This is a genomic window from Desulfobacterales bacterium (assembly GCA_028704555.1).
In the GTDB taxonomy this organism is placed as follows: Bacteria; Desulfobacterota; Desulfobacteria; order Desulfobacterales; family JAQWFD01; genus JAQWFD01.
The window spans coordinates 1-26,770 of the sequence record JAQWFD010000018.1; the positions used below are offsets into that span (position 1 = coordinate 1).

Consider the following 26,770-nt stretch of genomic DNA (forward strand, 5'->3'; position numbering starts at 1 on the left):
GCCATATCGCCTGAGACGAAAGCGCCGGTTTTTTCTGCCCCAGCTGAATCAGACGCATAATCTGATGTACCGGATAGTCATAAACATATGTATAATTACAGCTGGCGCTGCAATTCCCGCACTGGTAACATTTTGAAATCTGCTGCCCGCTGCGTTCTTCAACCACGCGGATAAAACTCTCATCCCGGGTCTTTTGAATCTGGAGGCATTCCATAGCGTCTGAGTCTTCCTTTCTGCTGCACGGAATCTGCAAAATATAAGGTAACGCTGCAGAGTTAAACGCCGATACAACTTACCACAACTCAACCAAATTACCACTCTCGTCGAATATCATTTCCAAAGGCAATCCAATAACATCCAAGTCACTTCTTTTTTTCGTTTCATCCATAAATCCATGAGAAACAAACACCTCGAATAAATCAGACGTATTTCTAATCCATACGATTTTTACACTATCCATTTCGACCGGCCCTGCCGTTGCCAGGGCAAAATCCAGCGCTTCTCTATCATTTTCACAAATAACTGGAATTCTTGCCTTTTCAGGCGTTGTTGCCGTAATACTATTCACATACGTCGATCTGTAGTCAATTTTATCAAATACTTTTCGGGTGATGAAATCAGCCAATCCCATACCGATGGCATTTCCATGACTACCGTCCGACAAATTTCTTAAAATAATTCTCGTGATTTTTGGATGTGTCAAAGGCGTTTCATATATATTCATCAGACGACCCACCACCTTGGTGTCCATCCCCGTACCGCTTATATGCTTGCCGCATTCATCAACTATCAGAATATCAATATCGTCAAAAGGTAACTTTGGCGTAATACCTCTCGATAATTCCAATAGTTTTTTTTCGGTTTCGTAAATATTTCCAGCATCAACCGCCGTAATCTGCGCTGTTTTCCCGTATCCGTTTTCTATTATTCCGATACCGATGCATATCGGCGCATTTTTTATAATGCTTTTCCCAATAGCCGTTAAAACCTTTTCATAGCCATATTTTACAGCGTACTTGTGGGCAATAATTGCCCCTTTATGCTTCCCCATTCCGATGACCATCATCTTCATCAGACCGCTTTCGATACATCCATTAAATTCCGTATGCTTTTTGATCCGATTGACAACGATGATGTGATCGGCTTCGGAGGCATGCTTATCTATATATACAGGAATACCGTTTTCCGTCTCCCCGATGTTTACGGTTTCCATTGAAGAAACAACCGGAACACCCATAGTGCGTTCTGAAATTCCGTAATCTTCTATAATCTCGAGCTGACCGGATGCTGTAGCTCCCCCGTGTGACCCCATAGCCGGGAATATGAACGGATCGGCTCCGATGGTTTTTATTTCATCAACAACGGTTTTGATAATTTCCGCGATATTCGAAATTCCGCGACTCCCAGCTGTAATCGCCACCCTGTCCCCGGGCTGAATTTTATCGCTAATATTAATTTTTTTTAATTCCGACCTGACTTCAGCATCAATATCCTTTACTTCACGTGAATCCACCCTTTGTCTGATTTTCACCATTTTTGGATATAACATGTATATCTACCTCGCAGCCTCAGCTTTCTCAAATTCAGCTTTATTCAAACCCTGAAATTTTAACCACAACCGAACACTCATTAAACCGGCATGTATACATCTTTTTTTGAAGCCCGGGCTTCATTATTTTTTACTGTCGACAGTACGATGCTTCATACACGGAGTTCAAACGCATTACGCGATCGTAATTTATATCATTTGTTAAAAATATCCGGTAGTGGCATCCTGAATTGCCGAATTCTCAAATCCGTTCGGAGCAAATTGACAGATGACGACAACTGCAACAGACCTGCCTTCTGCGACAAGGACTTCCGAACATACCGGATTGAAAGGTATAACTCAGATCACCGGTCCTACCATGTAGATATCCATGGAATTCGTATAGCCGGATATCTCGGCTTTTGTCAGTTTTCCGGATGCGACATTCAGTATCTCCTGAAATATCCTATTTCCCGCACTCGACAAGCTTTCAGTACCCGCTATTACGGAATTGACCTCAATATCCATATGATCTCTGAGTTTTTCCCATGTCACCTGATTTCCGGTAATCTTGATAACCGGAACAAAAGGAAAACCCTGCGGAGCCCCCCGTCCAGTGGTAAAACAAATGACAGTACAGCCGGCAGCCGCAAGTCCTGTTAAAATTTCCGGCTCCCGGCCAGGTGAGTCTATCACGACAAGCCCCTTTACTTGAGGAATTTCGCCATACTCATACAGTTCCTGTATCGGAGCATTTCCGGCTTTCGCAATCGCCCCCAGAGATTTTTCCTCGATTGTCGTCAAACCGCCCTTGATATTACCGCCGGTGGGTTGCCCGCCCCGGATATCGGCACCGGCCGATTTTGCTCTGTTCTCCATTCGTTGAACAAAATCCAGAACCTTCTGCCCGACCCGTTCATCTTTACCATGTTTGGCAAGCAGATGCTCGGCTCCGATAAACTCGGTCACTTCTCCCAACACGGAAGAGCCTCCATTTTCAATTACCAGATCCGAGGCAATCCCCAATGATGGATTTGGCGCCAAGCCGGAGGTGGTATCGGAACTTCCGCATTTCAAACCCAACACGATATCACTGACCGAACACGGCTCCTTCTGGATGCAGGATGCTTCCTGGACCAGCTCCTGAGCCAGAAGCGTTCCTTTTGCAATCGAGTTGACGGCCCCACCGATTTCCTGAATAACAACCGTTTCAACACGTTTTCCGGATTCGGCAATTTCTCTGGCCACTCTTTCAACCGAAGTACTCTCACAGCCCAGACTTATCAAAAGAACAGACGCCAGATTCGGATTTTTTCCGAGTCCAATCAACGTTCTATTCACACGCTCGATGTCAACCGGAGTTTGACAACAGCCTTGATGATGCATAAAACAGGTCGTCCCCTGAACCCGTCTGGAAATTTCATCCGCGACTTCATTGGCGCACACCACCGTCGCTATGATACCGACATAGTTCCGGGTCCCTACCGTCCCGTTACTTCTTTTGTAACCGTTAAATTCCATATTAATTACCCCCGCCTTCCAAATCACCACGTCCACGAAGACTTTCTATGTTGTGAATATGAGCATGGGTACCGGACGCAATATCTTGTGTGGCCCGTCCGATGATTTCACCATATTTTAATATGTCCTCTCCTTTGGATATACTTTTGACAGCGAATTTATGACCATACGAAACAAATTCCTGAGCCAGCACCTGGATCTGCTTTTCATCCATTCCGACCCTCACTTGTTCTCCGGCCTTTATATCACGCAACGCGGTTGCCACATTATCAATGTGGTTGATCATAATCGCATCAATTTTCATATTATGCTTTCCTTTTTATAATTTCGATCTCACCTTTTTCCGTATCCACTTTCACGGTATCTCCGGTATTGATAATATCGACAACATCTTCACTGAAGCCGTAAATCATTGGTGTCCGTACCAAAAGTGCTCCGGCCACGGTCTGCCCCATACCGTCGTTGCATACCATCGCTCTGGGCGCCTTTCCGCTGCGAAACAGGTAATAATAGCCAAAAGTATCTCCGGCCCCGCCCTTACCTTTGGGGAAAACCAAAATTTTATCCGCTACATTCTTGCCACGCGCTTCATGACCGATTTCAACGATTTCACCCGTTTCCCAGTTGGTCCCGGCCCAGAATGCAACCAGATCCGTTGTCACCAGCGCTTCACCTTCCACGACTCCCATGTTACCAATGCTTTTCCCTTTATATGTCGTCATAATTATTTTCTCCCTTCCCATTTACCTGATACAGCGGACTGAACACATTCTCTAGTGCTTCCGAATCGAACCTTGCGCGAGCCGTCCGAAGAAAAACCAGCATAAAAGAACACGGCCTTAATGGAATTGGTTGCAATGGTCCCTTTTGCCTGAGTACCGGCAAAAGCAATACACATATCGGGTACAATAATTCCACCGGCATTCCGAATGACCTGAACATACCCCAGATCCGCGGCCTGCTCGAGCATTGTCTTCTGTGTGGTCACGATAAGCTTGACATCTTTATGGACTTTTTTACCCTCAAGTTCTTCAGCAACCTCTTTTAGCTCTCTTAACGTCAGATGGGGGCAGCCCATCAGAATAAAATCAACATCCGAACCGGTAGCCGTATTGGCAAGCGCATAGGCTTCATCGATGTCATGTTTGTCAATCACAAACTCGTTCAAAGGTTTTTTGCCCATCAGTGCAGCCTTCAATGTCGGCGCTTCCGGAGTAATTCCGACGATATGCATCAGGGCCAACCCGGATTCGACTGCTATCACGGCCAGCAGATGCTTCATATCGGTGATCGGAGTATCCTTGGGAACACCTAAAAATACAGGCCTCTTGTCTTTACACTTTCTACTGGTCGCCAGGCTGAACGCATCCCAGTCCGCGTCATTGAAATTCTTGAAGTTCAAATCTTCAGAAAGTCTGATAACAACTTCCCCGTGCCTGTTTTCATCCAGATGGGCGCCTTCGTTGGGGACATAACCTGTAATAGCCGCTGCCAGGGATTTAACGCCGTCATCCCGTTCACACCTGGAACCAAACATGGTGTTGAACCATAGCGTTGCGATAGACTCGGAAATACTCACATGTTCTCCCAGCCACCCCCTGTAATAATAAAACGGCATGGCCGTGTATGTGGGCACTACACCCAGCTTTTCATAAAAATTTGCCGCATTTCCCTGAATTTCCGTCATTTCTTTTATAACATCATCCGAATACATCAGATCTTTTGCGATAGACATATCACAAAATTTAGGTTCAATCGTGCAGGGAACTTTCAGCTGTTTGACATCCTGCGTCAATTCATACGTCATATCATGGGCCCACTGGCCCTGCAGGCCATAGGGCATGAACATCACATCCGGCGGCATGAGATGCGCATAATTTATTTTAACAAGTTCATCAGCCTCCTGTGCTTCGCCGATTCCGACCAAGATTTCCATGGATTTTTGAACACCACGTCCTTCTTTCCCCGCCAGCATGTCTTTTTGCTCTTTATTCAGTTTCATAAAAGCTCCTTTACAAATTATTAATATTTCGAAAGCTTATTCATTTTCAACATGCAACATTCATTATAAATTCCCGTTTGCTATTTATGCTGCTACAGTTTCCTCCTTTCCTGTAGTATTTACTGTTTTTTCACAGCCATCAACGAGATGGATGAGTGTTTATTTTTATCAGGGGCAAATAACATTTCATGTATTTGTGTTTTACACATCCGATAAATACCCCTGTTTGATAAGCGCAATGCTCCAGCACATAGATAAAAAAGAAAACCGGGTAGGACAGGTTTGGTTTTCTGATGCAAAAATCAACGCCCGAGCAAATCATCAACAATCCAAAACCGGCAATCCAGACAGGAAAATAAATCAGCCCTGTTATAATGAATAAAATTAAAAAATATCGAATCATGAAAAAACCGGCATAATAGAATAATGATAAATGGCTTTTGAGCGTAGATAGACACAACTTTTTCAACGTAATTTCTTTTCCGATATCCGGATTGATTTTTTTTAAATTTTCTTTCTTACGGATGACATCCAGACCGTAAAAGAGGATGCACAAGCCTGCGAGCACGGGAATATTTAAAATAATCGCCGCAAAAAAAGCGATAAACGACAGGCTTGAACACACCGGCGCTACAAACTGTTTTTTTTTATCCGGATGATATTTATATAATGCCGCTTCAGACGTTCCGTATTCGGCTCTTCTTTTCAACATTTTCCCCAAATGATTTCTATGCTTGTGGGCAACCGATCCAAACGGCACGTACAACAAAAAATAGCCCTTCTTTCTCATTCTCCAGCATAAATCGACATCTTCTCCCACGTGCATGCCGCTTGTAAAAGCGCCGGCCGTTTCAAAAACGTCTCTTTGAATAAACATATTGCATGTGGGTACATAAAAATTTGATTCCGAGGACGCACCGAATAATATCCGCTTTCCCATGTTCAACGACGAAAATGCCGCTTCGTAGCGATCCAGCCGGCTACTTTTAAAATAACTGTCCACAAATCCCCCCACGGCACCCATGCCCTCCAGAGAAAAAAATGGGACTATTTTTTTCAACCATCCCTGTTCGGCAACGCAATCACTATCCAAAAATGCCAGGATATCTCCCGTTGCCTTTCTCGCCCCAACATTTCGGCTGGCTGCAGGTCCCCGGGAGATGGATTGTGAAATGAGCTTGACGTTAAAATCACGAACACGGGCAACGGTGTCATCGTTCGATCCGTCATCCACAACAATGATTTCAAGTTTATTTTTTGGATAATCGACGTTTGAAAGAGCGGAAAGACACTCAACGATATCTTTCGGCCGGTTTCTTACCGGAATAATTACGGATACCGACGGAAAATCGCCGTCATCTGGTATGAAATCATTTTGAAATAATTTAAGATATCCTTTTTGAATCATGATAAACAGCGTTTGGGTCAGCTGCTTTGACTCCGCTCGTTCTTTATCTTCGTAGATATCGCTCATTCGGCACCCTCGACCGGATATTTTTTCAATAACGCGGTTGACAGACTGCGGTACACGAATGAATCGCAACGGAGCATCGGTTGCCAGATACCATTTTGAATTCAGATTTTTTATATGTACATTATCTGCCAATTGAATACTTAGTGATCTGAGCATCATCAATCTCACCTTTTCCGGTTGACACCGCTTCGCTATCCAAAAATACTGCCAGTCAATTTCAAATTTTCCGAATAAAAGGCTATCTATCCCAGCCGCGGATCAGCATTTGTATTCGCAGATAATTTTTTTTTTGATTAAACATTTTAGGATGTGTGACCCAAATTCACTTCCCCATAGGAGGATTTTATTTAATTTTCAAATCTGGGTCACACAAAACAGCTTCATCTCCGTATATTTTTTATTACCACCAGACTTCCATCTGTACGCCGCATGTATAGCCGTCAGTCTCGTTTATGAAGGCGTCTCCCCCGACCAGGCCTTTAAAATCATCCGCCCAGTCTGCATACGTCGCAAACAAACGAACACTTGGACGGGCAAAGAAAAAATCGCCGGCCGATATCTGGAGGCACGGTGTCACCTTATACAACATCCCGTTATATCCATTGGATTCGCTGTCGACATAATCCATACCTGCCTCGACACATGCCGACAAATATTTGCTGAAATGCCATGTGGGACGAAGTCCAAAAGAAAACCAGTCGGTCTGCGAATCTTGATCGGTTCCGTCATCCATGATTCGATAGACCAGCGCAGTCTGCATGGAAAACTTTTCACACGGTTGAATTGTAAATTGATCGGTAATCAGGAATTGAGAGGAGTTATCCAGCGTAGGGGTCGGTGACTGGACATTCGGAGTAAAATCCGAGCCGGTTCCTTCCCCGTATTGAATCGAAAATTTGTTCGATCCGCCCAAAATTTCATTCAGGCTGTATACCATGCCCACCGCATACCCGTCCGCATCCGGATACTCCTGTGCGACGTTATTGGTATCCAGGTAATTTCCTCCCTCAACCCATGAGGGGGCCACCCATATCGTGCAATCCCCGACCGGCGCGCTGAAATCAAACCGGATATCAAACATGTTTTTGGAGACCCGTCCGACCTCCTCAATCTGATAACCGCCATCGGTCCCCTGCATAAAGGCAACGGCAAGCTTTCCGAATCCCAGATCGATATCTTCAACACCGCCGCCGTTACCGGTCGAATTCAGGAAGAAAAAATCGTTGATATGGATCCAGTCCCGCCGATACCAGCGTTTACCAGCCCAGAATTTTACCTCGGGAAATGCCTTCAGCACATTACCGGTTTCCACATATGCCTCGGACACCTTCACATGGTCCGTATCGTCATACCCAGTGTTTGCGTGAGTTTCATCCTGATACGTAATTTTAAAATAGGATTTAAAAAAAGCCCCGTCACTATCCGGATTGGTCCAGTTTTTAGCAAGATCCATTTCCAGCCAGGTATCAACTTCATTGCCCAGACGGTATTTAGCGCCAGCCCCGGGTGCCATGAACACTTCCTGGTCCCCACCTTCCGAATTTACACCTGCACCCGCCCGGCCGTAGCCATGAAATTCAACTCCCTTGAGTGCATCCAACGATTTGATTGTTTCCTGAGTTTCCTCGGACGTTGACTTGATTTGCTCATTCTGGGATTGAAGATCCATCAACTTCTGTTCCAGTTCAAGCAGCTTGGCGTTTTGCTGATTTTTAATGTCCTGAATTTCCTGTTTCAATAAATTAATTTGATCTGTGCTTTCCTGAGCCCAGACCGTCGATCCGCAGGCAATCAGCGTCATGCTCAACAGCAGAAGCATTCCCCGTTTAATTTCTCCCCATTTCTGCCACCAGTTTTGCTCCATCCCCACCATTCTCCTTCCTCTCCGTCAGCATAAAAATAGTTCTCTTCAGACCTCCAACAACTTGTGCAATCCTCTGTCAAAAATCATTTGCTTGTAGTACATTCTTCCCTTGGCTTTTATAAAATCAAGCATGGCACCGCCTTCCATAATTTGACTATATCTGACCGAGCCCGGCTCCGTACATTGCCGGCATAATTCCATACTGCCTACTTTTTTACGTATTTCCGCCGCTCCTGGCGAGGTCAGGATTTCGCTCAGGGATGCATATCTCAAATCGCCCACGCACGCATCCTGAATGGGACAGGGATATACCTTTCGGTCATAATCTATGAAGACGTAGTCAAACAGCGCTGTACACGTCCATTGTTTTTCACCGGATATGATGCTTTCGAAAATTTTTTTATAATAAAAATCCAGGTCCTTTTTCTCATCAGCATAAAACGTCGCGATCTTTTTCTGATCTCCTGCAGTCAATTCCAGTTGAGATCTGTACTTGTCATTCCTGAATCTCTTTTTTGATATAATGACAGAAGATATAATGGGAAACATTTGACGCTGTGATGCAAAATGAAACAGTTCTTCCAGTTCATTCACATTGGCATGCATAATGGTGGATTTGAGCATCGGAAAAAAGAAATCCGAATATATTTTTCTTAATTCCACCATCCCGTCGATGGTTGCTTTCTGCTTTTCAAAAGCACCCCGAGTTCCACGAATGATATCATGGGTGTTGCCGATACCGTCCAACGATGATACCGGTACAAAATCGATCCCCAATCCCTTGAGCCTTGCCAGAACCCTTTCCAGCGTTGTCAAAATTTTATCCGTCAGATAACCGTTTGAAGGCACAATGATCGTCTGCAGTTTTTTCAAATTTCCGTGCTTTAATTTCAGATCAACAATTCCAAATATTATCGCTTCCAGATCGTCCCTTAAATAAGGCTCTCCCCCGGTCAGATCGATCTCAACCAAATTTTGCATATAAGGATCCGACAAATAGCCCAGGATTTCATCAACTGTCATTTCCTGTGTTATCAAGTCCGGATTTTCTTTACCGATTTTCCATATGCTGCACATAATACAATGAGAATTGCAGCGCCCGGTAACGGCAATACTGACTCCCAACGGTTTCATGGGGGCACCGGTTTTTTTCAAACGTTGGTATCGAATGCTGTTGTTCAAAAGACGCTGTTCGATATACACCGCTTTTTCGTCAAAAGCGGCGACCGTTTCAGGCAATTCTTGTTTTGTATATGGCATCATGCAACACTTTCCCGAAGCTGAAGCTGAACCTGATATATGCATTCCGGATCCGGGCAATTCAGCTCGTTTTTAAGAAAAAATGCGACAGCCGGGCATCCCCCATGGCATATATCAAACCGGGGACAACTCCGGCACGATTCGACTTTCAAATCCCGAAGCATTTGAAATACCGACGATGTATCCCAGATTGTTTTAAGAGAGGTTTCCAGTATATTTCCTGAATAAAATTCGGCTTCCTGAAGAAACGCACAGGGATATACCCGACCGTCCGGAGATACGCTGCATGTCATTTTGGCAGCACCGCACATATTGAGTCCGAGATCCTTTCGGTCTTCGGCGGTGATGGAAAAAAAAGAATCCCCGGTCAGCACCTCCTTGTATTTATTCAAATAATCGGAAAGGCCCATAATCTGATCCTTGGTTAACTGAAGCCGTTTCCATGCGCCTCTGGCGCTTCCTGAAGGCCTGAACCTGGATAAACGGGTTTTGGCCTTATAAAACTTTCCCATTTTATATAAATCCGGAATTTCATGATAATTTAGCCGCGTTACAACCGAATTTATGCTTAAATTTGGAAAATTATATTTATTCAACAACTCAATCCCATGGATCGAACGCTCAAAGTTTCCCTTTCCCCGGTGAAGTGCATTGACCTCAGGCGTAGCACCATCGAGGCTGACCTGAATGTAGAGCATCGGCATCGTTGAAAATTTTTTGGCGACCTCGTCATTGATCAATGTCCCGTTCGTACTGACGCATGTAACGATGTTTTTTTCGTGGCAATAATTCAGTATTTCAAACAGGTCCTCCCGCAATATGGGTTCCCCACCCCCTATGTTAACCTGAAATACCTTTAAGCGATGCAAATCATCGATAAAAGACTTACACTGTGCCAACGTCATATCTTCTTTGCAGTTTGCCATCGTTCCTGCGGACAGGCAGTGACGGCAGGACAGATTGCATTTTTTTGTAATTTCCCAAGTGACATTAACAGGGGCACTCAGCCTCCGGTTATACAGATATTCTGTTTTCAAGAATCAGCCCCCTTTCAACCAATTTTGAAAGTATTTTTTGAATTTTTTTACTTTTGCTTTCACTCAGCCGACACAGATCCGATGCATTCTGACATCCGGACAGCTGCTCAGCATCCAACAGATCACCGGAATTCACAAATGTGAGATTCGTATCCTCGGCACAGTAAAAAAGAAGTCCGAACGATTCATTTCTAACTGAAACTCCGGACGCCAATCGATAAATGACATCCTCCATTTAATTATTTCCTTTCGGCTTCATAGATGTTTACGTCCATCTTTCCGTCAATCATATCTTTGTTCTTAAGAGAAAATTCAACAAAATGAGGCTCCTTAAAATGCATTTCAATCGCATCCTGGCTTTCCCATTCCTCAAAGAACAGAAATGTATCTGAATCCTCAGCCCCCACATAAAGATTATAACTGATACATCTTTTCTCCTGTCGGGAGCATGCGATCACAACCTGTGCCAAGTTCATAAAAGCATGCTTTTTCCCAGGTTTTACTTTGAATTTTGCCGCAATCACAATCATCGTATTTCTCCTTTGTTGCACTTTAATTCAAAAACAGCTTTCAAAAGCCATCGTCACAATTTGATTAGCAAAGCCATTCAATCAACCGGTTTTCTTGCATAAAGGAAATAATCCCCTCTGCCACTTCCCCGGGTTCTCCGTTAACAACCAGACCTTTTTTTGCTTCCATCCCCCCGGACACAAATGCATCAATTCGCTGCTCAGCCGTCAAATCCGGATCCGGTGTAAATATCAAGTGAGGTTCGGGTTTAAAGGGCAGCATCTGATATTTTAACCCGATCATCACATCCGGTTTTTGATACATATGCAGCAGAGACGTTAAAGGCATTTCCACTGTTTTTATCAAAAAAATCTCTGCATCTATTTTTCCAGGCAATGATGCCTCCCTGGGTTTGTTAATAGACGCATCGACCGTCACGACGGCCGGCAATTGACATTCGATGGCCTGACGAAATCCTTTTTCCTGTTTGCGTTTAATCAAAATACTATCCATCTGATCGGAAAGAAGAACTTCGGTCGCCGCCGATACCATCGGCATACCCAGAAACTCCGCCACCCATGCCGGTGTCGGATCGGCGTGATACATATCTCCGGTATCTCCGAAAAGGAGCAAATTAAAATTATTTTCCCTGACAAACCGTGCGACGGCAAAGGCTACAGCTACGGGAATTTCATTCAGGGGCCAATCATCGGCCCAGATTCTGTATGCATCGTCCGCCCCCAGTGCCTTACATTGGCGAAGCGATCGTTCCATTTTATCCGGCCCGACGCAAACCGTTGTCACCGAACCGCCGATTTTTTCTCTGATCCGAAGCGCTGTTTCCAGTGCGTTGATATCGGACGGATTCGTTACATATACGATCCTTTTTTTATCAATTCTGCCGGTATGCCGATCAACCTCAATTGATACCGGATCCGGTACCTGTTTTATGCAGACCAATATGTTCATCCAACCCGCCTCCCCTGTTATGCTTCTCTGAAGCTGACGCCAAAACCACCGTCCGGGTAATTCCAATCAATCCCGTTATTTGCACAAATCACATAACATGTTCCGCATTCGAGACATCCCAGACATGTATGAATCACCTCATTGCCGGAAAGTGTAAATAATCCGGCCGGGCAACAAAAAAGGCACGGTCGCTCTTTACATTCAGCGCATCGTTCTTTATTAAGTATTATGTGGGATTGATCATTGATCCGAAATCTTACCGAATCCAGTTTTTCCTGTATGTTTACCATCCTATTGCCCTCCCGCCTTCATACAGATCCCTTAAAATACGCCACCACGACACCGGAGATTGTTTGATTACGGATGATATCTGACGCCAAAGTTTCTCTTTTTCCCCCTTGCACTTGAAAATATGCTCTGCTGTTCTGCAAATCATATCAGGGTATACATTCTGAACACGCTCATTATTCAAGAAATGCGGTGTTCTTCTAAATTTCTTGAAATCTTTCAAAATGTTGTGCTCATCCAGAAATGTTTCATACCGTGCCAGACTCGATGCCGAATAATCTGCATCCGATGAAGCTTTTAAAACCGTTTTTGCTGCGGCTTCACCCGAAGCCATGGCATAATTCATGCCCTGAAGATAGTATCCAGTCACCAGCACAAACCCGACGGCATCACCAACAACAATCAACCCCGGAGCATAACGACGAGGAAACATATCCCAACCGCCTTCCGGTATCAAATGAGCCGAATATTCCTTCACGACTCCGCCCCGGATCAATGGCCTGATCGATCGGTGCTGTTTGAAACATTCCAGAAATTCATACGCTTTTTCTCTTTTCTCCACGAGTGATGACAGTTGTGTTATGACACCGATGGAGATACTCGAGCCATTCGTATACAAAAAAGCGCCGCCATTAACGTCTTTGGTAACTGATCCGACGATTTCATATGCAGCGCCCTCATTGGCATTCAGCTGGAATCTTTCATCAATCCGTGACCGATCCAGCTCTATAATTTCCTTGACTCCCAATGAAATCTCATCCGCACGAAACGTTCTCTGTAAACCCGCCTGTTTGGCCAGCAATGAATTTACTCCATCTGCGGCAATAACCACGTTTGCGTAAAGCTCTCCTTGAGGGCATCGGGTACAAACCCCTGTCACCATCCCCTCTTTTTTTATCAACCCATCCACAACGGTATCCGTAATCAACAACACACCCGCGTCCACGGCTTTGCGGGCCAGCCACTGATCCAGCTTGGGACGTAAGACCGTAAAGCCGCTATATGGTGCTTTTGAAAAATGATCGCACCTGAAATCCATGGTCAATAAATGATCCGGTGACATCATCCCCAATATCCGTCTGGATATATGCCGCTCAACAGCTGCTTCCCTGTAAAAATCCGGATATAACCGTTCCAGCAGCTGCGTATCATACAACGCGCCTCCGGAAACATTTTTTGCACCCGGATATTCGCCGCGCTCAATCAGAACAACATTTAAACCCTTTTGAGCCATAACCATTGCTGCGGTTGACCCGGCAGGCCCTGCTCCAACCACAATCGCATCAAAATTCCTACGGTTTTTCATTCGCGTTCAACCCTGTTTTTTGTGAAGCTCTTTACGTTCCCGAAGTTTTCGAATCAAATCCGGTAATATTTTATGCACATCACCCACGGCCGCTAAATCCGCTATTTTCATTATGTCCGCATTCGAATCCGTATTGACTGCCACGATCTTTTTACAGTCCTTAATGCCCATAACATGCTGAATCGCCCCGGATATTCCAAACGCAAGATACAAACTAGATCGAAGAATTTTTCCACTGGCGCCGACCATTCGATCCGAAGATATCCATCCTTTATCCTGAGCCATTCTCGATCCGCCGACCGGAACCTCCATCAATTCTCCCAGTTCCCACAATTGCTCATAGGTTCGACTGTCTCCGGCTCCATTGCCACCCGAAATAACAATGTCCGCCTCGGTCAAATCAATTTCATGGTAATTGGAAGCTATAAAATTCAAATGAGTGATACGAGCGTCATTTCGACAAACCGATTCCACACTGATAATTTCGGGTTTAGTTGACCCATCGAGGGCTTCAATTCCCCGGGTATCCGGCGGAAACCCCAGTATCAAAGTATTCTCTGTTTCGACAACCGTCTGTTCCTGGGCTTCCCCGTTGCAGATCCATCGGGCCGCCTCGACGTGATGGCTATCCAGCACTTTAGCGAAAATGCATCCGGGTATAAAATAAATCATCAGCCGGGCACTCAACAAGGAGGCAACTTCCCTTCCATTGTATGTCATCCCCACAAGCAGAAGTTTGGGCGGGTTGTTCTTTAACAGATATTCCAGATTATTCAGGTATAACTCCGAATTGTAATTCGACAGGTTTGTATCCTTTACCCAGTAAATGCATTCGGCGCCGTATTCGGCCAATTGATCCATGATGGGCTTTTGATACTTGCCGAATGTAACCGCGCAAACCTTACCTCCGGTTTTCCCCTTCAGTGTTTTTCCGATTCCGAGCAGCTCTTTCGTCAAATCCGTTATTTCGCTTTCATTATTCTCAGATATAATCCAAATATCTTTTGTCATGATAACGCCCTGTATCTTGTAAATTATAGTTGTATACCCACCCTGAACCCGTCCCTTATTGCCGAATCAACCCTTCTGGGCGCAAGACAATCCCCGATACGATATAATTCCTTTATTTTGCCTTTCAGTGCGAGATACAATTCATCGTTTGCCTGGTTCGGAGTTGCCAGCACCACTTGATCAATCCCATCCCATTGTCTGACTTTTCCCGAATAATTGTGGATCGCCGTGACCGTATTTTCCTTGATTCCAATCAGGGAATAATTCGGGGAAAGCGTCACACCCTTTTCCCGGACCCGCTTATACCAGAGCTCAAGATCAAGGGTTCTGCCAAGGTCCTGCCCCACATAGAGAGAGGGAGAAATGACCTCGACAGTTTTCCCTTGATCGGCCAGCATTTCCGCAGTTCCGGTCGACTGGTGGAACCCGATCTGATCGATCATTACAAGATTTGATCCCAATGCAGGTTTTTTTGTCAGAATATCCCACAGGGTAAACACATTTTCCTGATCACAGCCTTCGATACCGGGCTTCTGAAAAATTGAGCCTGTAGCGGCAATGACCACATCGGGCATTTCCCTCAATATGTCCGCCGCGCATATTATTCGGGACAGCCGGACATCGACTTCGGTATCATTCAGAGCATTGGTAAGATTTCTGACAACATCTCCAAATTCGGATCTGTACGGCAAGCGCCCGGCAACAAGCGCCTGACCCCCGAGTTCATCATTTTGTTCGATCAACGTCACCCGATGGCCTCGCTTTGCGGCTATGCACGCTGCTTCCATTCCGGCCGGCCCGCCGCCGATAACTATAACCTTCTTCGGGGTATCCGTACGTACGTTTCTACCGACTCCCCATTTCTTTTCATTACCTGCGGCCGGATTCTGGATACATCCAATGCTTCGATTGATTCCCACCCGACCGATACAATCCTGGTTGCAGGAAAGACACATGCGAATCGAATCATCCTGACCGTTGAATGCCTTATTGGCAAACTCCGGATCACTGATTTGAGCCCGCACCATCCCTACCAGATCGGCATGTCCCTCCTGCAGAATTTTTTCAGCATGCGTCGGGTCCTTGATTCGTCCGACCGAAATTACGGGAATATTCACGGCCCTTCGAATGGCCGACGTCATATAAACGCTGTAACCGGGAGGCATCGCCATGGTCCCCTCAACCATGAAAAGGGCATGGGTAGCGATCCCCACGCTGGTATTGATGTAATCAAACAAACCCGATTCATCCACTTTTTTCGCAATAGCAACCACATCCGGAACCCCAAGCCCTCCGTCTACAAATTCCTCACCGGAAAGCCGAATACCGACGACAAAATCAGATCCGACTTCACATCGAACGGCCTCTGCAATTTCTCGAACCAGCCGGAACCTGTTTTCGGGGTTTCCACCGTATTCATCTTCTCGTTGATTACTCAGGGGCGACAGAAACTGCCTCAAAATTGATGAATGCGATCCCTGAAATTCCAGTCCGTCAAACCCCCCTTCTTTGACCAGTGAGGCCGACCGGGCATAGGATGAAACCAACTGCCGGATTTCAATCTTGTCCATCTGTTTGGGCACTTCCCGGAAAAGTGGATCCGGAATGGGAGAGGGTCCCCACACCGGCAGTGCTGTATGAATGCTCGACCCCTGTGCGCCGTTATGATTGATTTGAGCAAAGATTTTCGCGCCGTACTGATGAACCCAATTCGTCATCAACCGGTATCCGGGCAAAACCGATTCATCAAACACATCAATAAGTTTTTCATAGGCCCGATCTGTAGGATGCACCGTCTGCTCTTCCGTAATAATCAACCCGCAACCGCCTTTAGCGCGTTCAGCGTAATAATAGGAAAGTCGTTCGCTGGGCAACCCACGCTCCGCAAGATTGGTCAGGTGCGCCGGAAATACAATGCGATTTCGTAATCTTACATTCCCGATTTCAATCGGACTGAATAAATGTTTAAACCGTTTTGACATAAATATGCACCTCAGATCGTTGAACCTGCTCGGTATCCTTCCCAAATGGCTGCGCTGACATTTCTTGGCGCAACGCAGTCTCCAACTGCCAGAATTTCAAAGCCCTTTCCAACCAGAGCATCGTACAAGCGATAATTCGGATAGCCCGGTGCTGCCAACACGAACGTATCGATTCTGCTCAAAGACCAAAATTCCCGGCTGTATTTATCCTTAAGATCAACGGTCGTTCCCTTGACCCGTATCACCTGTGTTTGAGGGATAAATTCAATTCCTTTTTGGCATGCCTGTTGATACCAGTTTATAAATTCTCCATTTTTGCTCAATTGAGACGATATAAATAAATCAGAGGTTACAATTTGTATCTTCCGAACGCCGTCATTCAAAGCCAATGCGACGCCGACAGCCTGCCATGCGCCCTCCAAATCAATAATCAGAACATTTTCTCCGGCATCCTGTCCTGAAATAATATCTTCAGGCCATTTGATATCAGCGCCGGCTTCTATCTCGAATGGAATCGGAGGCCTTTGTCTTCCCTCAGCAACAATTACAACATCCGGATATTGCTTGATGATCATTTCCTCATCAGCATTATATCCCAAATTAAATTCAACCCCCGATCGAAGGGCACACCGTTCCAGATATTTGATTATTTGACCGTATCGCCCGCATCCTTCTATTTTTGAAAGTAACTTCACCCGACCGCCCGGTTCCTTTTCACGTTCAAAAAGAATTACCTTATGTCCTCTTTCAGCCGCAGTGACAGCCGCCTGCAAGCCCCCCGGGCCAGCGCCCACCACTACAACCCGTTTTAATTTACCCTCGGATATGTCCGCTTTGAATTTGATGTTTGTTTTGCCGACTTCAGGATTAACCGCACATTTCAACGTCGGATTCATTCCCGAATAAATGTAGCAATCCTGGTTGCAAAGGATACAAGGTCGGATGTCATCCATGAGATTAGATTTTATTTTAATTCCGAATGATGGATCGGCAATCAACGCACGGGTCATTTCGACAAGTTCGATTCCGTCAGTCAAAACTCGTTCCGCACTGTCGAGAGAAACAATGCTTCCGGTTGCGCACACAGGTATATTCACCGCCTCTGCCATTATTCTGGCGGGCTGGACCGCATAATCTTCAGGGTATCGCATGGATGCCCGTGTCATATGAACGCTGTACGGGCCGCCTACTTCCACAGCCAGATAATCCACCCATCCATTTTCACAAAGGTATGCCCCGATTTCCCCGCAATCTTGGGGCGTCAAGCCGCCCCATGGCGCATACTCATCGCCGCATAACCGCATACCGACAATAAAGCCGGGACCTGCTGCATGACGAACATTTTCCAGAACCTCTTTGGCAAACCGCGCGCGTCGGTTCATGTCGCCGCCGTATTCATCCGTTCGAAAATTGCTCAGTGGGGAAAGGAATTGACGCAACAGAGACAACTGACCGGCATTAATTTCCACGCCGTCAATACCGGATTCCTTCATACGAAGTGTCGCCGATACAAATCCCTTGAGAACTTCCTGAATGTCTTCTTTTTCCATTATTTTAGAAATTTCGCCAGAATTGACTTCCGGTGTTGCCGAAGGCGCCCATATTTCAGAACGGGATAAACTGCTGTCTGCCTGGCCGCCGAAATGATTCAATTGTGCCAAAACAATTGAGCCATGTTTTTGAACAGCCATAGCAATCCGTCGATACGCAGGAATCACATCGTCTCTAAAGGCGAAAATCGCTTTTTCATACGGATAATCGGATGGATGAACCACAGCGCCTTCAATTACAATCATCCCCGCCCCACCTTTCGCCCGCATTTCGTAATATCTCACATGAGATTCTCCGGGCTTATGGTTTTCAGCAAAATTTGTCCTGTGGGGGCCAAAGACGATCCGATTTTTGACTATTTTTTCCCCAATTTTTTTCTGGCTCAATATCTTACTGGATTGCTTCACAGCTGTTTTAACCCCTTTTTTGGTAATTAATTATAACGCCGGCTCAGCGCATCAACTCATCAAATATCACGGAGTTTTTTTGTTTTATTTTTTTAACTACTGAAATATTAATTTCATACCACTGGTTTTCTTGACTTCAACTTAACAGTTTTAAAAAAGGATCGGATGAAGTTAAACCTCGTATCTATCCGGGCGAGAAACTATTTGCGGGGGGATTATAGGCAATGTAACGGCAGTGGATTTTTAATTCAGGAGAGAATGCTTTTTCACATATCGGATGGATCACTTTTTTTTTCGACATCTCGATACAGCATTTTATGTGTAATAAGCTTTTGTACGGTCTGAGCACCCCTTCACCCGATCCTTCAACTTTACATCATCGCATAAAACTTTTATACGTCATGATTTATATTAAAGAACACTACCCGTCCTTACTTTCGTCAAAACATCTCTTTGGTTTTATAGAGCCGTTCAAATGAATACTTGAGGTAACGATTTAAATATTTTTTTCCTTCCGCCGGTTTTCAACTTTAAAGCAGTTATGATCATTTTGTAATTATCAGAAGCTTATCCGTTTTTATTGTGCCAGTTTCCAAAACCACCTGTATCAAACCAGCGGAAGGGCGTTGTCCATTCTAAGACTTTTCAAATCAGTCGCGCTAAACTCCTGATCTACGGATTTAATAAACCCCGCATATGCCATCAATTGCGAGTTCTTCTATTTCTACTTCCTCAATCCCTTCAATCTGATCCTTGTTTTCTTTGGTGTTATCGATTTCTTCCGGGCATGAAATGTTTTTATTAATCAGTTCCGACATTTTTTCTCCTTAAAATCCAAATAGTTAAATAATTTAATGCACTATTTCCAACTTTTATATGTTATTTAGCTTCTTATCTTCATCGTTTCCCATCCCCCCGCCCTAAAAAATAAGCGGAGAGTATTGAAACGCATGGCTACGTAATGTTTGCCTATACTAAAAGTTAAACAGATTCATATACTCTTCTCTCGGCACATCCCACACGGCATTGGTCGGCGGCAGAGGCTCTTTTGTCATCCAATCCGGAAGCCCGTCTGCTTCTTTACTGATACCGGCGTTGATGTTAAACGCTCTTTCTTTTCTGAGGACCTCTTTTCCCATTTCGAGATAATCATCCGCCGTCCAGTCGACCCCATAAAACGAACTGATCAATGCTGCGGCAATCACCGGCGGCATAAAGGTAAACATGCAAAATCCGGCAGAATCCAATGCGGCATGAAATATCTGCGCATTTCTGGATCGTTCGACCTGACCCACAGGGGACAGGGGGTCATCGGCTACCAGGCCCGCGGTATGATCACCGCCCATGGGGCTAGTGGCATACGTTACGCCCCATCCTTTAAGGGATCTGGCGGCATGTGCCGGAATCGCCTGGCCCTTGACCGCCGGAATACGATCGATTCCATAGGCTTTGCCCGTAGCAAGAGAACCACTTCCCAGTATTCTGCCCATGGGACTTCCTTTGCCGATTTCGTCTATGTAATCTTTTGCCTTAACGGAATCTCCAAATTCAAACAGGCCGACATCATTCAATATACCGATAGTTGCCCCCACCTCGATGGTATCGACACCGTAATCATCGCATTTACGTTCCATACGAGTAATTTCATCCAGATCATCGATACCAAGATTAGATCCCAGCAGACCGACGGTCTCGTATTCAAACCCCGCCGTAACGAATTTGCCGTCTTTATCATTAAAAACGGTCGAACACTTAATTACACAACCCGGCATGCATCCATGCCCTTTGACGCCGCCACGACTGTCGACCAGTTCGATATATTTTTCATGGTTTATATTGGCGACTTTATCGAAGCTTCCCGACCGATGATTATAAGAAGGAAGACTGCCCCGGTCGCTGTCTTCCTGGGTTGATCCATGGGTCCCGATCGCGTGAAAAAAAGGCGTAAACAAAAATTCCTTGATATGTTTTACTGCCTGCTGAGCCGCTTCCCGAAACTCATCCTTTCGTGCCGGCTGCCGAAGCTTTCCACCGGCATCATCCACAACAACCGCTTTGAGTTTTTTCGCACCCATTACGGCGCCGAGTCCACCCCGTCCGCAGTGTCGGGAAGGTCTTCCTTCCATGTCCGTCACGGCTACGGTAGCAGCGGCCATCCCCATTTCACCGGCCGGTCCGATACACGCAACAGCTATCTTGTTTCCATAGCGTTCCCGCAGACGATCGCAGGTATCATAATTTTTTAATCCAACGATATCTCCGGCCGGCTCCAGGAAAGCACCTTCTTTTGTTATTTTCAAAATCTGCCATTCATCTGCTTTTCCTGAGACCATCACAGCCCGCAAGCCCAACCGACTCAGAGCAAAGGCAATCGTTCCACCGGAATTGGCTTCTTTGATTCCGCCTGTTAGGGGACTTTTTCCCCCGACCGAAATCCGATTGATCTGTGGAGCCGCCGTCCCACCCAGCAATCCGGGAGCCAGAACAAATATGCTTTCCTCCGAAAGTGGATGAGCAGTCGGGGGACAGTACTCCGTCATGAGATACGCAATCATCCCACGGCCCCCTACGACAACATCTTTTGGAAAAGCCTCAGAAATCAAATTCTTTTGGCTCATATCGACTTTTAATATTGTCATCGTTTTAACCCTCCCTAACTTCCCCGATTATTTAAATTCCTTTTGTTTCGTACCTATCTTCAGGCTTAAACTTCAGCAGCCCCCAGCGTTCAATCCTCCGGCCCAGGTTAAATCAGACCTTTTTTGTGCCAAACCTCTGCTTTTGTTCTAAGCCCGTCGGTAAATGTTGTACACCAGGAAAAAGCCAATGATCATAAACGGCGTTATCAGAAACCAGTAGCCTTTCCATCCAATCGTGACAACAAGTCCGAGCCAGATACCGGGGGTTGCCCAGTTAACGATATTTCCGACAAAAGTTACAACCCCGGTCCCGGTTCCAGCTACTTTTGGGTTAAACACCAGCGGCGGCATCACGTTAAAAGTCGGCATCATGACGCCCATACCTAACGGGAAAATCACCAAACAGGATATAAACCAGTTTAAAAAACCACCCCTGGTACCCAACGTCGCCATGAGAACGGAACCAACGATCATGATCAAAAAACCCGTCATAACGACCGCTGACTGTGCCTTTAACGGATTCATATTTTTAGACATGGACGTTGTAACGGCACCGGATATAATCGCGCACACTACAAACAGAATCGTCAATGCCAATGATCCGCCAGCCAGCTGGCTTTTGGTTACCCCGTTTTCAAGCGCGAATTGGCCAAAACCGGCAAAAAACGGGTACAACATGAGCGTTCCGCACAACAGCGTCAGAGCCAGAATCCAAGTTTCCTTCAATGCCAGGACCGTTCCCAGTCCAACGGTTTCTTCCTGAGCCGCTTTCCCTTCCGCCTCTACCATGGTGGAACCCACAGCGGTCGGAGACTCTTTTCCTAGTATCAGTGCCAGCACAATTGAGATGACGCACAATACGCCAACCAGATAATAATTGCCCGGATACGGTGCCAACGAAGCCAGAAAATTTCCGATCGTCCCGCCGGCAAGCAGACACCCGATGAGAAATCCCATGGCCAACGTACTCTTTTCAGCACCAAACCACCCGATTGAGGTCACCACCAGCGGCACAAATGCAACATTGCATAATCCCTGCACCAACCGCAGGAACCATACCATCCAAAAGCTGGAAATATACGGGATGGCAAATTGCGGCACCACCAGACAAATTCCGGCAATCAGCAATGTTTTTCTAAAACCGATCTTATCATACAATGGTCCCCCGAGAAGAAAACCGACCACCTGCCCCACGGACCATATACCGAATAATCCCAAGCAACCCCACGGACCAAAGGAATTTGCATATTCAGCCGTAACGCCCAACTGTTTGGTAATTTCCCCACCCGTCATCGAAAAAATCGAAAGTGTAGACATATCAATAATAGCAAAAAAGCATGCTATTATGATCATGACCCATTTATAGCTTTGATTTTCCTGTCCCATATTGCACCCTTCATTCAATGTGTCGGGTGCGGATCCCGATGGATCCGCACCCCATTAGATTTAGAGCATCCCTACCAGCATTGCTTCGATTTCAGGCTCCGTCAGATCCCGGACATTGGCTTCCAGGTTCAAGTCGTTGACGGCATGTTTGGACATCCAGTAACAGTCATCCTTGGTAAGACCGTAAGTACTCAGGCGAACGTCCTTAATTCCGACACCGTTTCTCAACTCTTCACAGGCGTCGATAAATTTCTGAGCAGCATCCCATTTGCTCAGACCGGTGATATCAATTCCGCAGCAGTTTCTGGCCATCATTGCCATTTTTTCAGGTGCGGCAAATTTGTTCATTCTCAAGCCTTCCACCACGAATACAGCATTGGCCATTCCATGATGCATGTCATTGATCGCTGAGATCTGATGGGCCAGGGCATGAATCAGGCCGACGCCTCCGCCCAGTGCATATGTACATGCGCCCAGATGCTGAGCCCAGCACATTTTTTCACAGGCTTTATCATTCCAGCGGTTGTAAACAAATTCTCCGAGATTTTCGAACGTCATTTTCACGGCAGCCATACCGACCGCTCGGGCGCTCTCGTTCTCAAGTTTGGACATTACGCCGCCAAGTCCGTGAACCAGGGAGTCAATACCGGTCTGAGCCGCAATGTGCTCAGGCATGCAGCGGAAAAACAACGGATCATCATAGCCAACATTGGGCTGCATTCCGCCGTTTGCCATGATGTTGAATTTCCATCGGTTATCCCAGTCAGAGTAAACGGCAAACGGGGTAATTTCAGCGCCGGTACCACAGGTTGTATTGATGGCTACCTGAGGCGTCGTGATGTACTTTAGCTTCAGGGATGCTTCCATCCAATGCGGCTGAAGCAGCGCACGAGCGTCAAATATCGTTTTATCCGGGTTGGACAGAAGCAGACGAATGCCCTTACCGGTATCATGAGAGCTTCCGCCACCAATGCTGAGGACACCGTCGCATCCGGCTTCTTTGAATGCTTTTACGCCGGCTTCGGCATCCGTAATTCTGGGGTTGGAATGTGTCAAGGGACCAACTGTATAGGCAACACCGGCCTGTTTCAGAGTAGCCTGCATTTCTTCGACAATACCGGTGCCGCGCAGACCGGTTGTCACGATATAGGCATGTTTAACCCCAAGATCTTTCAGTCGATTTCCAGCTTCCGTATGGCAATTCCAACCTTGGACACAGGTACCGATCATCGGTTGTGCAACATAATTCCACGGAAACTGTTTTACGCGGGTGTTATAGGTGCTCCGCTCAACTTCAAAATTGTATTTTTCATTTCCATACTTCTGAATGGCAGGCTCATTGTTTCTTTTCTTTTCAGGTGCTCTTGCGATGATACCATCAACGAGTTTTGCATCTTTTTCACTAATCTTAAATTCTCCAGAAAATCTTGCCATTTTTTATTCCTTTTTTTTAATACGTTTTTAGGTCTCTAAATCGCTCAATTTCTGTTTTAGCCCCGTACATTCTCATACCAACAAGTTCTAACTCTCGTTTCCTGTCCCGAAAACCACCTCCTTTTCATAATGAAATTCGTGCTGAATCATCTTTTTTTCGAAACACTTTTTTGCAGTCAAAGAGTTAAATCAGCCCGGTTTAGCGCCCGTTTTTTAACTATTAATTACTTTATTCGACACAATTTTATAAAGTGACTGATAGGACCAGTTCAAATGCTCTTTCAAAAACCGTTTTGCCTCTTCTGTTTGTTCCTGTTCTAAAAATTTCAGTATTTTCTTGTGGTCTTCAACCGAATGATGTGTTCCGTCTGAGTAAAATTGCAAAAAATGATACCGCGCCAGATTCGATATCAGACATGTATATGATCGATCGATATATGGATTATCCAACGTTTGGACGAGTGCAACATGAAAATCGGTAATTTTTTTTCGAAAAACCCACAGACTTTCCGTATCCATATTGCTATGCCCGTCGATCCAGTCCGAGGTTTCAACAATCGATTCTTCAAGAACCGCCAAATTGTCATTGTTAAAAGTTTCGATAGCGTACTGCTCAACCATCCCGCGAAACTGATAGATATGCTTCAGATCGCCTATCGAAAGGTCCACAACGCTCATGCCTTTTCGGGGTGTTCCCACCAGCAACCCTTCCTGTTGCAAAATCCGAAAAGCCTCTCGAAGCGAAGGTCGGCTGATCCCCAAATTCTCAGCTAACTCGGATTCAACTATCTTTTGAGATGGCCCAAGTTTACCAGATATAATTTTTCGTCTAATCGCCTTGGTAGCTGCTTCTGTCACCCCGATAATTTCTATCATTAGCACACTCACGTTTGTATTTTTGTCTGTTTGTATTTTTGTCTGTTTGTATTTTTGTTAGTTTGTATACAATTATACATTAAGTGTCAAGAAAAAAAATAGCCTTCTAAATATTTAAATATTCATTTATAATTAAATAGTTGTGATTTTTTTAAAGCATCGGCTTAAAAATTTGGAAAAATTTCATTCGGGGATAGGGGGTTGTAAAATTGAAACAAATGCTGATTTTATTCCGGTGCAACCCGAAACGAGGGATACATTATCGATTTTTTTTGTAACAGGCTGGTGAGTCAAATTTGTCCGTCTGTTTGAAACTTTAAAATTTTGGCAACTACTTTCCAACCGCTTTCACAATTTTTTTTCAAACGGACAAATCAAACTTATATAACGAACAGGCGATAGTAAAACAAAATTTTGCTATTCACTTTCAATAAAATTAAGTTGTTGGCTCTAACGGAGAATAGCGGGGCCTGATGAATCTGCCGAGAACACCGCATATTTTTCTCTTCAATTCTTTATAATTCCCCTGAAACGCATCCATAACCGAATTCTGGAAGCGGATTCTGTAATTCCATAAAAAAATCTTTGTTTTGCCGATGATTTTTGCTGTCGGCGGCAGCAAATGCACCGTTTCACTTGCAAAAACAATTGGTTATATAAAATTAACCGCCAATTTCTTTTAAGACTAAATTAACATACGCCTCAACCGAACAATTTAAATCTAAAAATTTTGTTGATTAACGGTCCCAAATTAAGTTATTATGCAAAATTCAACCCAAATAATAGATATATTCATTTCAGCACGTTCTGGCTTCCCGCCTACTTGGAAATGACGGGTGTGGGTACTTTTTATGAGTTCATCAATAAGTAGAGCTGTTTCTAAATTTTTACTGATTGCAAACAACCATTTATTTACAAACATCCCCCATTTATATGGCGGTACAAACAAATACGAGCACAAAATCCATGATAATCTTAAGTGTTACTGAGGCGGCTATCGAACTAATTCGGAAGAAAATAATTCTGGGAGAATTTGCACCGGGCGAAAAACTCATCGAAATGAAATTATCTTCCGATTTCAACATCAGCCGTCCGCCGCTCAGGGAGGCCTTTCGCGTATTGCAGCAGGAAGGCCAGATCATCAGCGTTCCCAGAAAAGGTATCTATGTCCGGGAGCTATCCATCAAGGAAATAACCGATATTTTTCAATTTCGACAACTAATCGAATTAGATGCCTTGAGGCATCTTGAACAGGCAAACATCCGAAAAATACCAGAAATGGAAAAATTGCTGGTCGAAATAAAAGAAAGCAGATTTCAAAATTCTTTGACTCCTGAAAATATTTACAGATCTCAAAAATTAAGTTTAAACTTCCATAAAACGCTCGTCGACACGCTGAACAACTCCTATATCAGTCGAAACATTACGACGTTGATACGTAATCTGAGCAGATATATTTATATTTATTTTTCCGATGCTAAAAACTCGAATCAGGCCCATAACGATCATGAAAAAATTTTCGAATCAATCAAAAACGGAGATTACCAGACCGCCAGAAAACAATTGACGGCGCATCTGGAGGTATCAAGCAAAAATATTTCCACTATCGTCGGCCATATTCTTAAAAAGCCAAAGCCCTCTCTTACAAAATGATTCCTCTTTCTTATAAAAAGCCATCCCCCTCCTTTCGGCCCGCAGGTCAGCATTCCTGGCTCTTATACTATC

General features: G+C 45.0%; 23 protein-coding genes. 1 reads left to right on the top strand and 22 read right to left on the bottom strand.

Going from position 1 to position 26,770, the window contains the following annotated elements; translation table 11 throughout:
• From PHQ97_08255 to PHQ97_08360, 22 genes are all read right to left on the bottom strand, one after another.
• Window positions 1-214 (bottom strand): hypothetical protein (locus PHQ97_08255; protein MDD4392719.1); only part of this gene is annotated, 214 nt, incomplete at its 3' end.
• Window positions 215-292: 78 nt separating this feature from the next.
• Window positions 293-1,549 carry a lactate racemase domain-containing protein gene (locus PHQ97_08260; GenBank protein MDD4392720.1) on the bottom strand — a complete coding sequence of 419 codons (1,257 nt, stop codon included), beginning with the start codon at window positions 1,547-1,549 and terminating at the stop codon, window positions 293-295.
• Between the two features lie 339 nt (window positions 1,550-1,888).
• Window positions 1,889-3,049 (bottom strand): UxaA family hydrolase, encoded by a 1,161-nt coding sequence (locus PHQ97_08265; protein ID MDD4392721.1) that lies wholly within the window; start codon window positions 3,047-3,049, stop codon window positions 1,889-1,891.
• Window position 3,050: 1 nt separating this feature from the next.
• The gene (locus PHQ97_08270; GenBank protein ID MDD4392722.1) at window positions 3,051-3,353 is read right to left on the bottom strand and encodes a UxaA family hydrolase; all 303 of its coding nucleotides are present in this window, start codon (window positions 3,351-3,353) and stop codon (window positions 3,051-3,053) included.
• 1 nt (window position 3,354) lies between these two features.
• The gene (locus tag PHQ97_08275; protein ID MDD4392723.1) at window positions 3,355-3,771 is read right to left on the bottom strand and encodes a DUF126 domain-containing protein; all 417 of its coding nucleotides are present in this window, start codon (window positions 3,769-3,771) and stop codon (window positions 3,355-3,357) included.
• 2 nt (window positions 3,772-3,773) lie between these two features.
• Window positions 3,774-5,051 carry an aconitase X gene (locus PHQ97_08280; protein MDD4392724.1) on the bottom strand — a complete coding sequence of 426 codons (1,278 nt, stop codon included), beginning with the start codon at window positions 5,049-5,051 and terminating at the stop codon, window positions 3,774-3,776.
• A 139-nt stretch (window positions 5,052-5,190) separates the two neighbouring features.
• Window positions 5,191-6,681 (bottom strand): mycofactocin biosynthesis glycosyltransferase MftF, encoded by a 1,491-nt coding sequence (gene mftF, locus PHQ97_08285; GenBank protein ID MDD4392725.1) that lies wholly within the window; start codon window positions 6,679-6,681, stop codon window positions 5,191-5,193.
• A 244-nt stretch (window positions 6,682-6,925) separates the two neighbouring features.
• On the bottom strand, window positions 6,926-8,389 hold the full coding sequence (locus PHQ97_08290; protein MDD4392726.1) for a carbohydrate porin: 1,464 nt from the start codon (window positions 8,387-8,389) through the stop codon (window positions 6,926-6,928).
• A gap of 45 nt (window positions 8,390-8,434) precedes the next feature.
• Complete coding sequence (locus tag PHQ97_08295; protein ID MDD4392727.1) at window positions 8,435-9,652, bottom strand: radical SAM/SPASM domain-containing protein; 1,218 nt, start codon at window positions 9,650-9,652, stop codon at window positions 8,435-8,437.
• The gene (gene mftC / locus PHQ97_08300) at window positions 9,649-10,686 is read right to left on the bottom strand and encodes a mycofactocin radical SAM maturase (GenBank protein MDD4392728.1); all 1,038 of its coding nucleotides are present in this window, start codon (window positions 10,684-10,686) and stop codon (window positions 9,649-9,651) included. Before mftC ends, PHQ97_08295 begins: the two co-directional genes overlap by 4 nt.
• Window positions 10,664-10,921, bottom strand: coding sequence for a mycofactocin biosynthesis chaperone MftB (gene mftB / locus PHQ97_08305; GenBank protein ID MDD4392729.1), 258 nt, complete (start codon window positions 10,919-10,921; stop codon window positions 10,664-10,666). Before mftB ends, mftC begins: the two co-directional genes overlap by 23 nt.
• Window positions 10,922-10,925: 4 nt before the next feature.
• Window positions 10,926-11,216 (bottom strand): putative quinol monooxygenase, encoded by a 291-nt coding sequence (locus PHQ97_08310; protein ID MDD4392730.1) that lies wholly within the window; start codon window positions 11,214-11,216, stop codon window positions 10,926-10,928.
• Window positions 11,217-11,280: 64 nt separating this feature from the next.
• Entirely contained in the window at window positions 11,281-12,165 is an 885-nt protein-coding gene (locus PHQ97_08315) for a hypothetical protein (protein ID MDD4392731.1), read from the bottom strand.
• A gap of 283 nt (window positions 12,166-12,448) precedes the next feature.
• Window positions 12,449-13,759: an FAD-dependent oxidoreductase gene (locus PHQ97_08320; GenBank protein MDD4392732.1), complete on the bottom strand. Its 1,311-nt coding sequence runs from the start codon at window positions 13,757-13,759 to the stop codon at window positions 12,449-12,451.
• Between the two features lie 6 nt (window positions 13,760-13,765).
• On the bottom strand, window positions 13,766-14,770 hold the full coding sequence (locus PHQ97_08325; GenBank protein MDD4392733.1) for an electron transfer flavoprotein subunit alpha/FixB family protein: 1,005 nt from the start codon (window positions 14,768-14,770) through the stop codon (window positions 13,766-13,768).
• A 23-nt stretch (window positions 14,771-14,793) separates the two neighbouring features.
• Window positions 14,794-16,752: a mycofactocin system FadH/OYE family oxidoreductase 2 gene (locus tag PHQ97_08330; GenBank protein ID MDD4392734.1), complete on the bottom strand. Its 1,959-nt coding sequence runs from the start codon at window positions 16,750-16,752 to the stop codon at window positions 14,794-14,796.
• 11 nt (window positions 16,753-16,763) lie between these two features.
• Window positions 16,764-18,710, bottom strand: coding sequence for an FAD-dependent oxidoreductase (locus tag PHQ97_08335; protein MDD4392735.1), 1,947 nt, complete (start codon window positions 18,708-18,710; stop codon window positions 16,764-16,766).
• 680 nt (window positions 18,711-19,390) lie between these two features.
• Window positions 19,391-19,528, bottom strand: a complete 138-nt coding sequence (gene mftA, locus PHQ97_08340; protein MDD4392736.1) for a variant-type mycofactocin precursor — start codon at window positions 19,526-19,528, stop codon at window positions 19,391-19,393.
• A gap of 156 nt (window positions 19,529-19,684) precedes the next feature.
• Window positions 19,685-21,349, bottom strand: coding sequence for an aldehyde ferredoxin oxidoreductase C-terminal domain-containing protein (locus PHQ97_08345; protein MDD4392737.1), 1,665 nt, complete (start codon window positions 21,347-21,349; stop codon window positions 19,685-19,687).
• Between the two features lie 147 nt (window positions 21,350-21,496).
• Window positions 21,497-22,735 carry an MFS transporter gene (locus PHQ97_08350; protein ID MDD4392738.1) on the bottom strand — a complete coding sequence of 413 codons (1,239 nt, stop codon included), beginning with the start codon at window positions 22,733-22,735 and terminating at the stop codon, window positions 21,497-21,499.
• A 60-nt stretch (window positions 22,736-22,795) separates the two neighbouring features.
• Window positions 22,796-24,169 (bottom strand): iron-containing alcohol dehydrogenase, encoded by a 1,374-nt coding sequence (locus tag PHQ97_08355; protein ID MDD4392739.1) that lies wholly within the window; start codon window positions 24,167-24,169, stop codon window positions 22,796-22,798.
• Window positions 24,170-24,382: 213 nt separating this feature from the next.
• Entirely contained in the window at window positions 24,383-25,045 is a 663-nt protein-coding gene (locus PHQ97_08360) for a GntR family transcriptional regulator (GenBank protein ID MDD4392740.1), read from the bottom strand.
• 966 nt (window positions 25,046-26,011) lie between these two features.
• Between PHQ97_08360 and PHQ97_08365 the strand changes: the two genes are divergently transcribed.
• Window positions 26,012-26,698 carry a GntR family transcriptional regulator gene (locus PHQ97_08365; GenBank protein ID MDD4392741.1) on the top strand — a complete coding sequence of 229 codons (687 nt, stop codon included), beginning with the start codon at window positions 26,012-26,014 and terminating at the stop codon, window positions 26,696-26,698.
• Window positions 26,699-26,770: the final 72 nt, after the last annotated feature.

Excerpts from the sequence above, each read along its gene's own strand:
- PHQ97_08260 (MDD4392720.1), bottom strand. The coding sequence starts at position 1,549 with ATGTTATATCCAAAAATGGTGAAAATCAGACAAAGGGTGGATTCACGT.
- PHQ97_08265 (MDD4392721.1), bottom strand. The coding sequence starts at position 3,049 with ATGGAATTTAACGGTTACAAAAGAAGTAACGGGACGGTAGGGACCCGG.
- PHQ97_08270 (MDD4392722.1), bottom strand. The coding sequence starts at position 3,353 with ATGAAAATTGATGCGATTATGATCAACCACATTGATAATGTGGCAACC.
- PHQ97_08275 (MDD4392723.1), bottom strand. The coding sequence starts at position 3,771 with ATGACGACATATAAAGGGAAAAGCATTGGTAACATGGGAGTCGTGGAA.
- PHQ97_08280 (MDD4392724.1), bottom strand. The coding sequence starts at position 5,051 with ATGAAACTGAATAAAGAGCAAAAAGACATGCTGGCGGGGAAAGAAGGA.
- mftF (MDD4392725.1), bottom strand. The coding sequence starts at position 6,681 with ATGCTCAGATCACTAAGTATTCAATTGGCAGATAATGTACATATAAAA.
- PHQ97_08290 (MDD4392726.1), bottom strand. The coding sequence starts at position 8,389 with ATGGAGCAAAACTGGTGGCAGAAATGGGGAGAAATTAAACGGGGAATG.
- PHQ97_08295 (MDD4392727.1), bottom strand. The coding sequence starts at position 9,652 with ATGATGCCATATACAAAACAAGAATTGCCTGAAACGGTCGCCGCTTTT.
- mftB (MDD4392729.1), bottom strand. The coding sequence starts at position 10,921 with ATGGAGGATGTCATTTATCGATTGGCGTCCGGAGTTTCAGTTAGAAAT.
- PHQ97_08310 (MDD4392730.1), bottom strand. The coding sequence starts at position 11,216 with ATGATTGTGATTGCGGCAAAATTCAAAGTAAAACCTGGGAAAAAGCAT.
- PHQ97_08315 (MDD4392731.1), bottom strand. The coding sequence starts at position 12,165 with ATGAACATATTGGTCTGCATAAAACAGGTACCGGATCCGGTATCAATT.
- PHQ97_08320 (MDD4392732.1), bottom strand. The coding sequence starts at position 13,759 with ATGAAAAACCGTAGGAATTTTGATGCGATTGTGGTTGGAGCAGGGCCT.
- PHQ97_08325 (MDD4392733.1), bottom strand. The coding sequence starts at position 14,770 with ATGACAAAAGATATTTGGATTATATCTGAGAATAATGAAAGCGAAATA.
- PHQ97_08330 (MDD4392734.1), bottom strand. The coding sequence starts at position 16,752 with ATGTCAAAACGGTTTAAACATTTATTCAGTCCGATTGAAATCGGGAAT.
- mftA (MDD4392736.1), bottom strand. The coding sequence starts at position 19,528 with ATGTCGGAACTGATTAATAAAAACATTTCATGCCCGGAAGAAATCGAT.
- PHQ97_08345 (MDD4392737.1), bottom strand. The coding sequence starts at position 21,349 with ATGACAATATTAAAAGTCGATATGAGCCAAAAGAATTTGATTTCTGAG.
- PHQ97_08350 (MDD4392738.1), bottom strand. The coding sequence starts at position 22,735 with ATGGGACAGGAAAATCAAAGCTATAAATGGGTCATGATCATAATAGCA.
- PHQ97_08355 (MDD4392739.1), bottom strand. The coding sequence starts at position 24,169 with ATGGCAAGATTTTCTGGAGAATTTAAGATTAGTGAAAAAGATGCAAAA.
- PHQ97_08360 (MDD4392740.1), bottom strand. The coding sequence starts at position 25,045 with ATGATAGAAATTATCGGGGTGACAGAAGCAGCTACCAAGGCGATTAGA.
- PHQ97_08365 (MDD4392741.1), top strand. The coding sequence starts at position 26,012 with ATGATAATCTTAAGTGTTACTGAGGCGGCTATCGAACTAATTCGGAAG.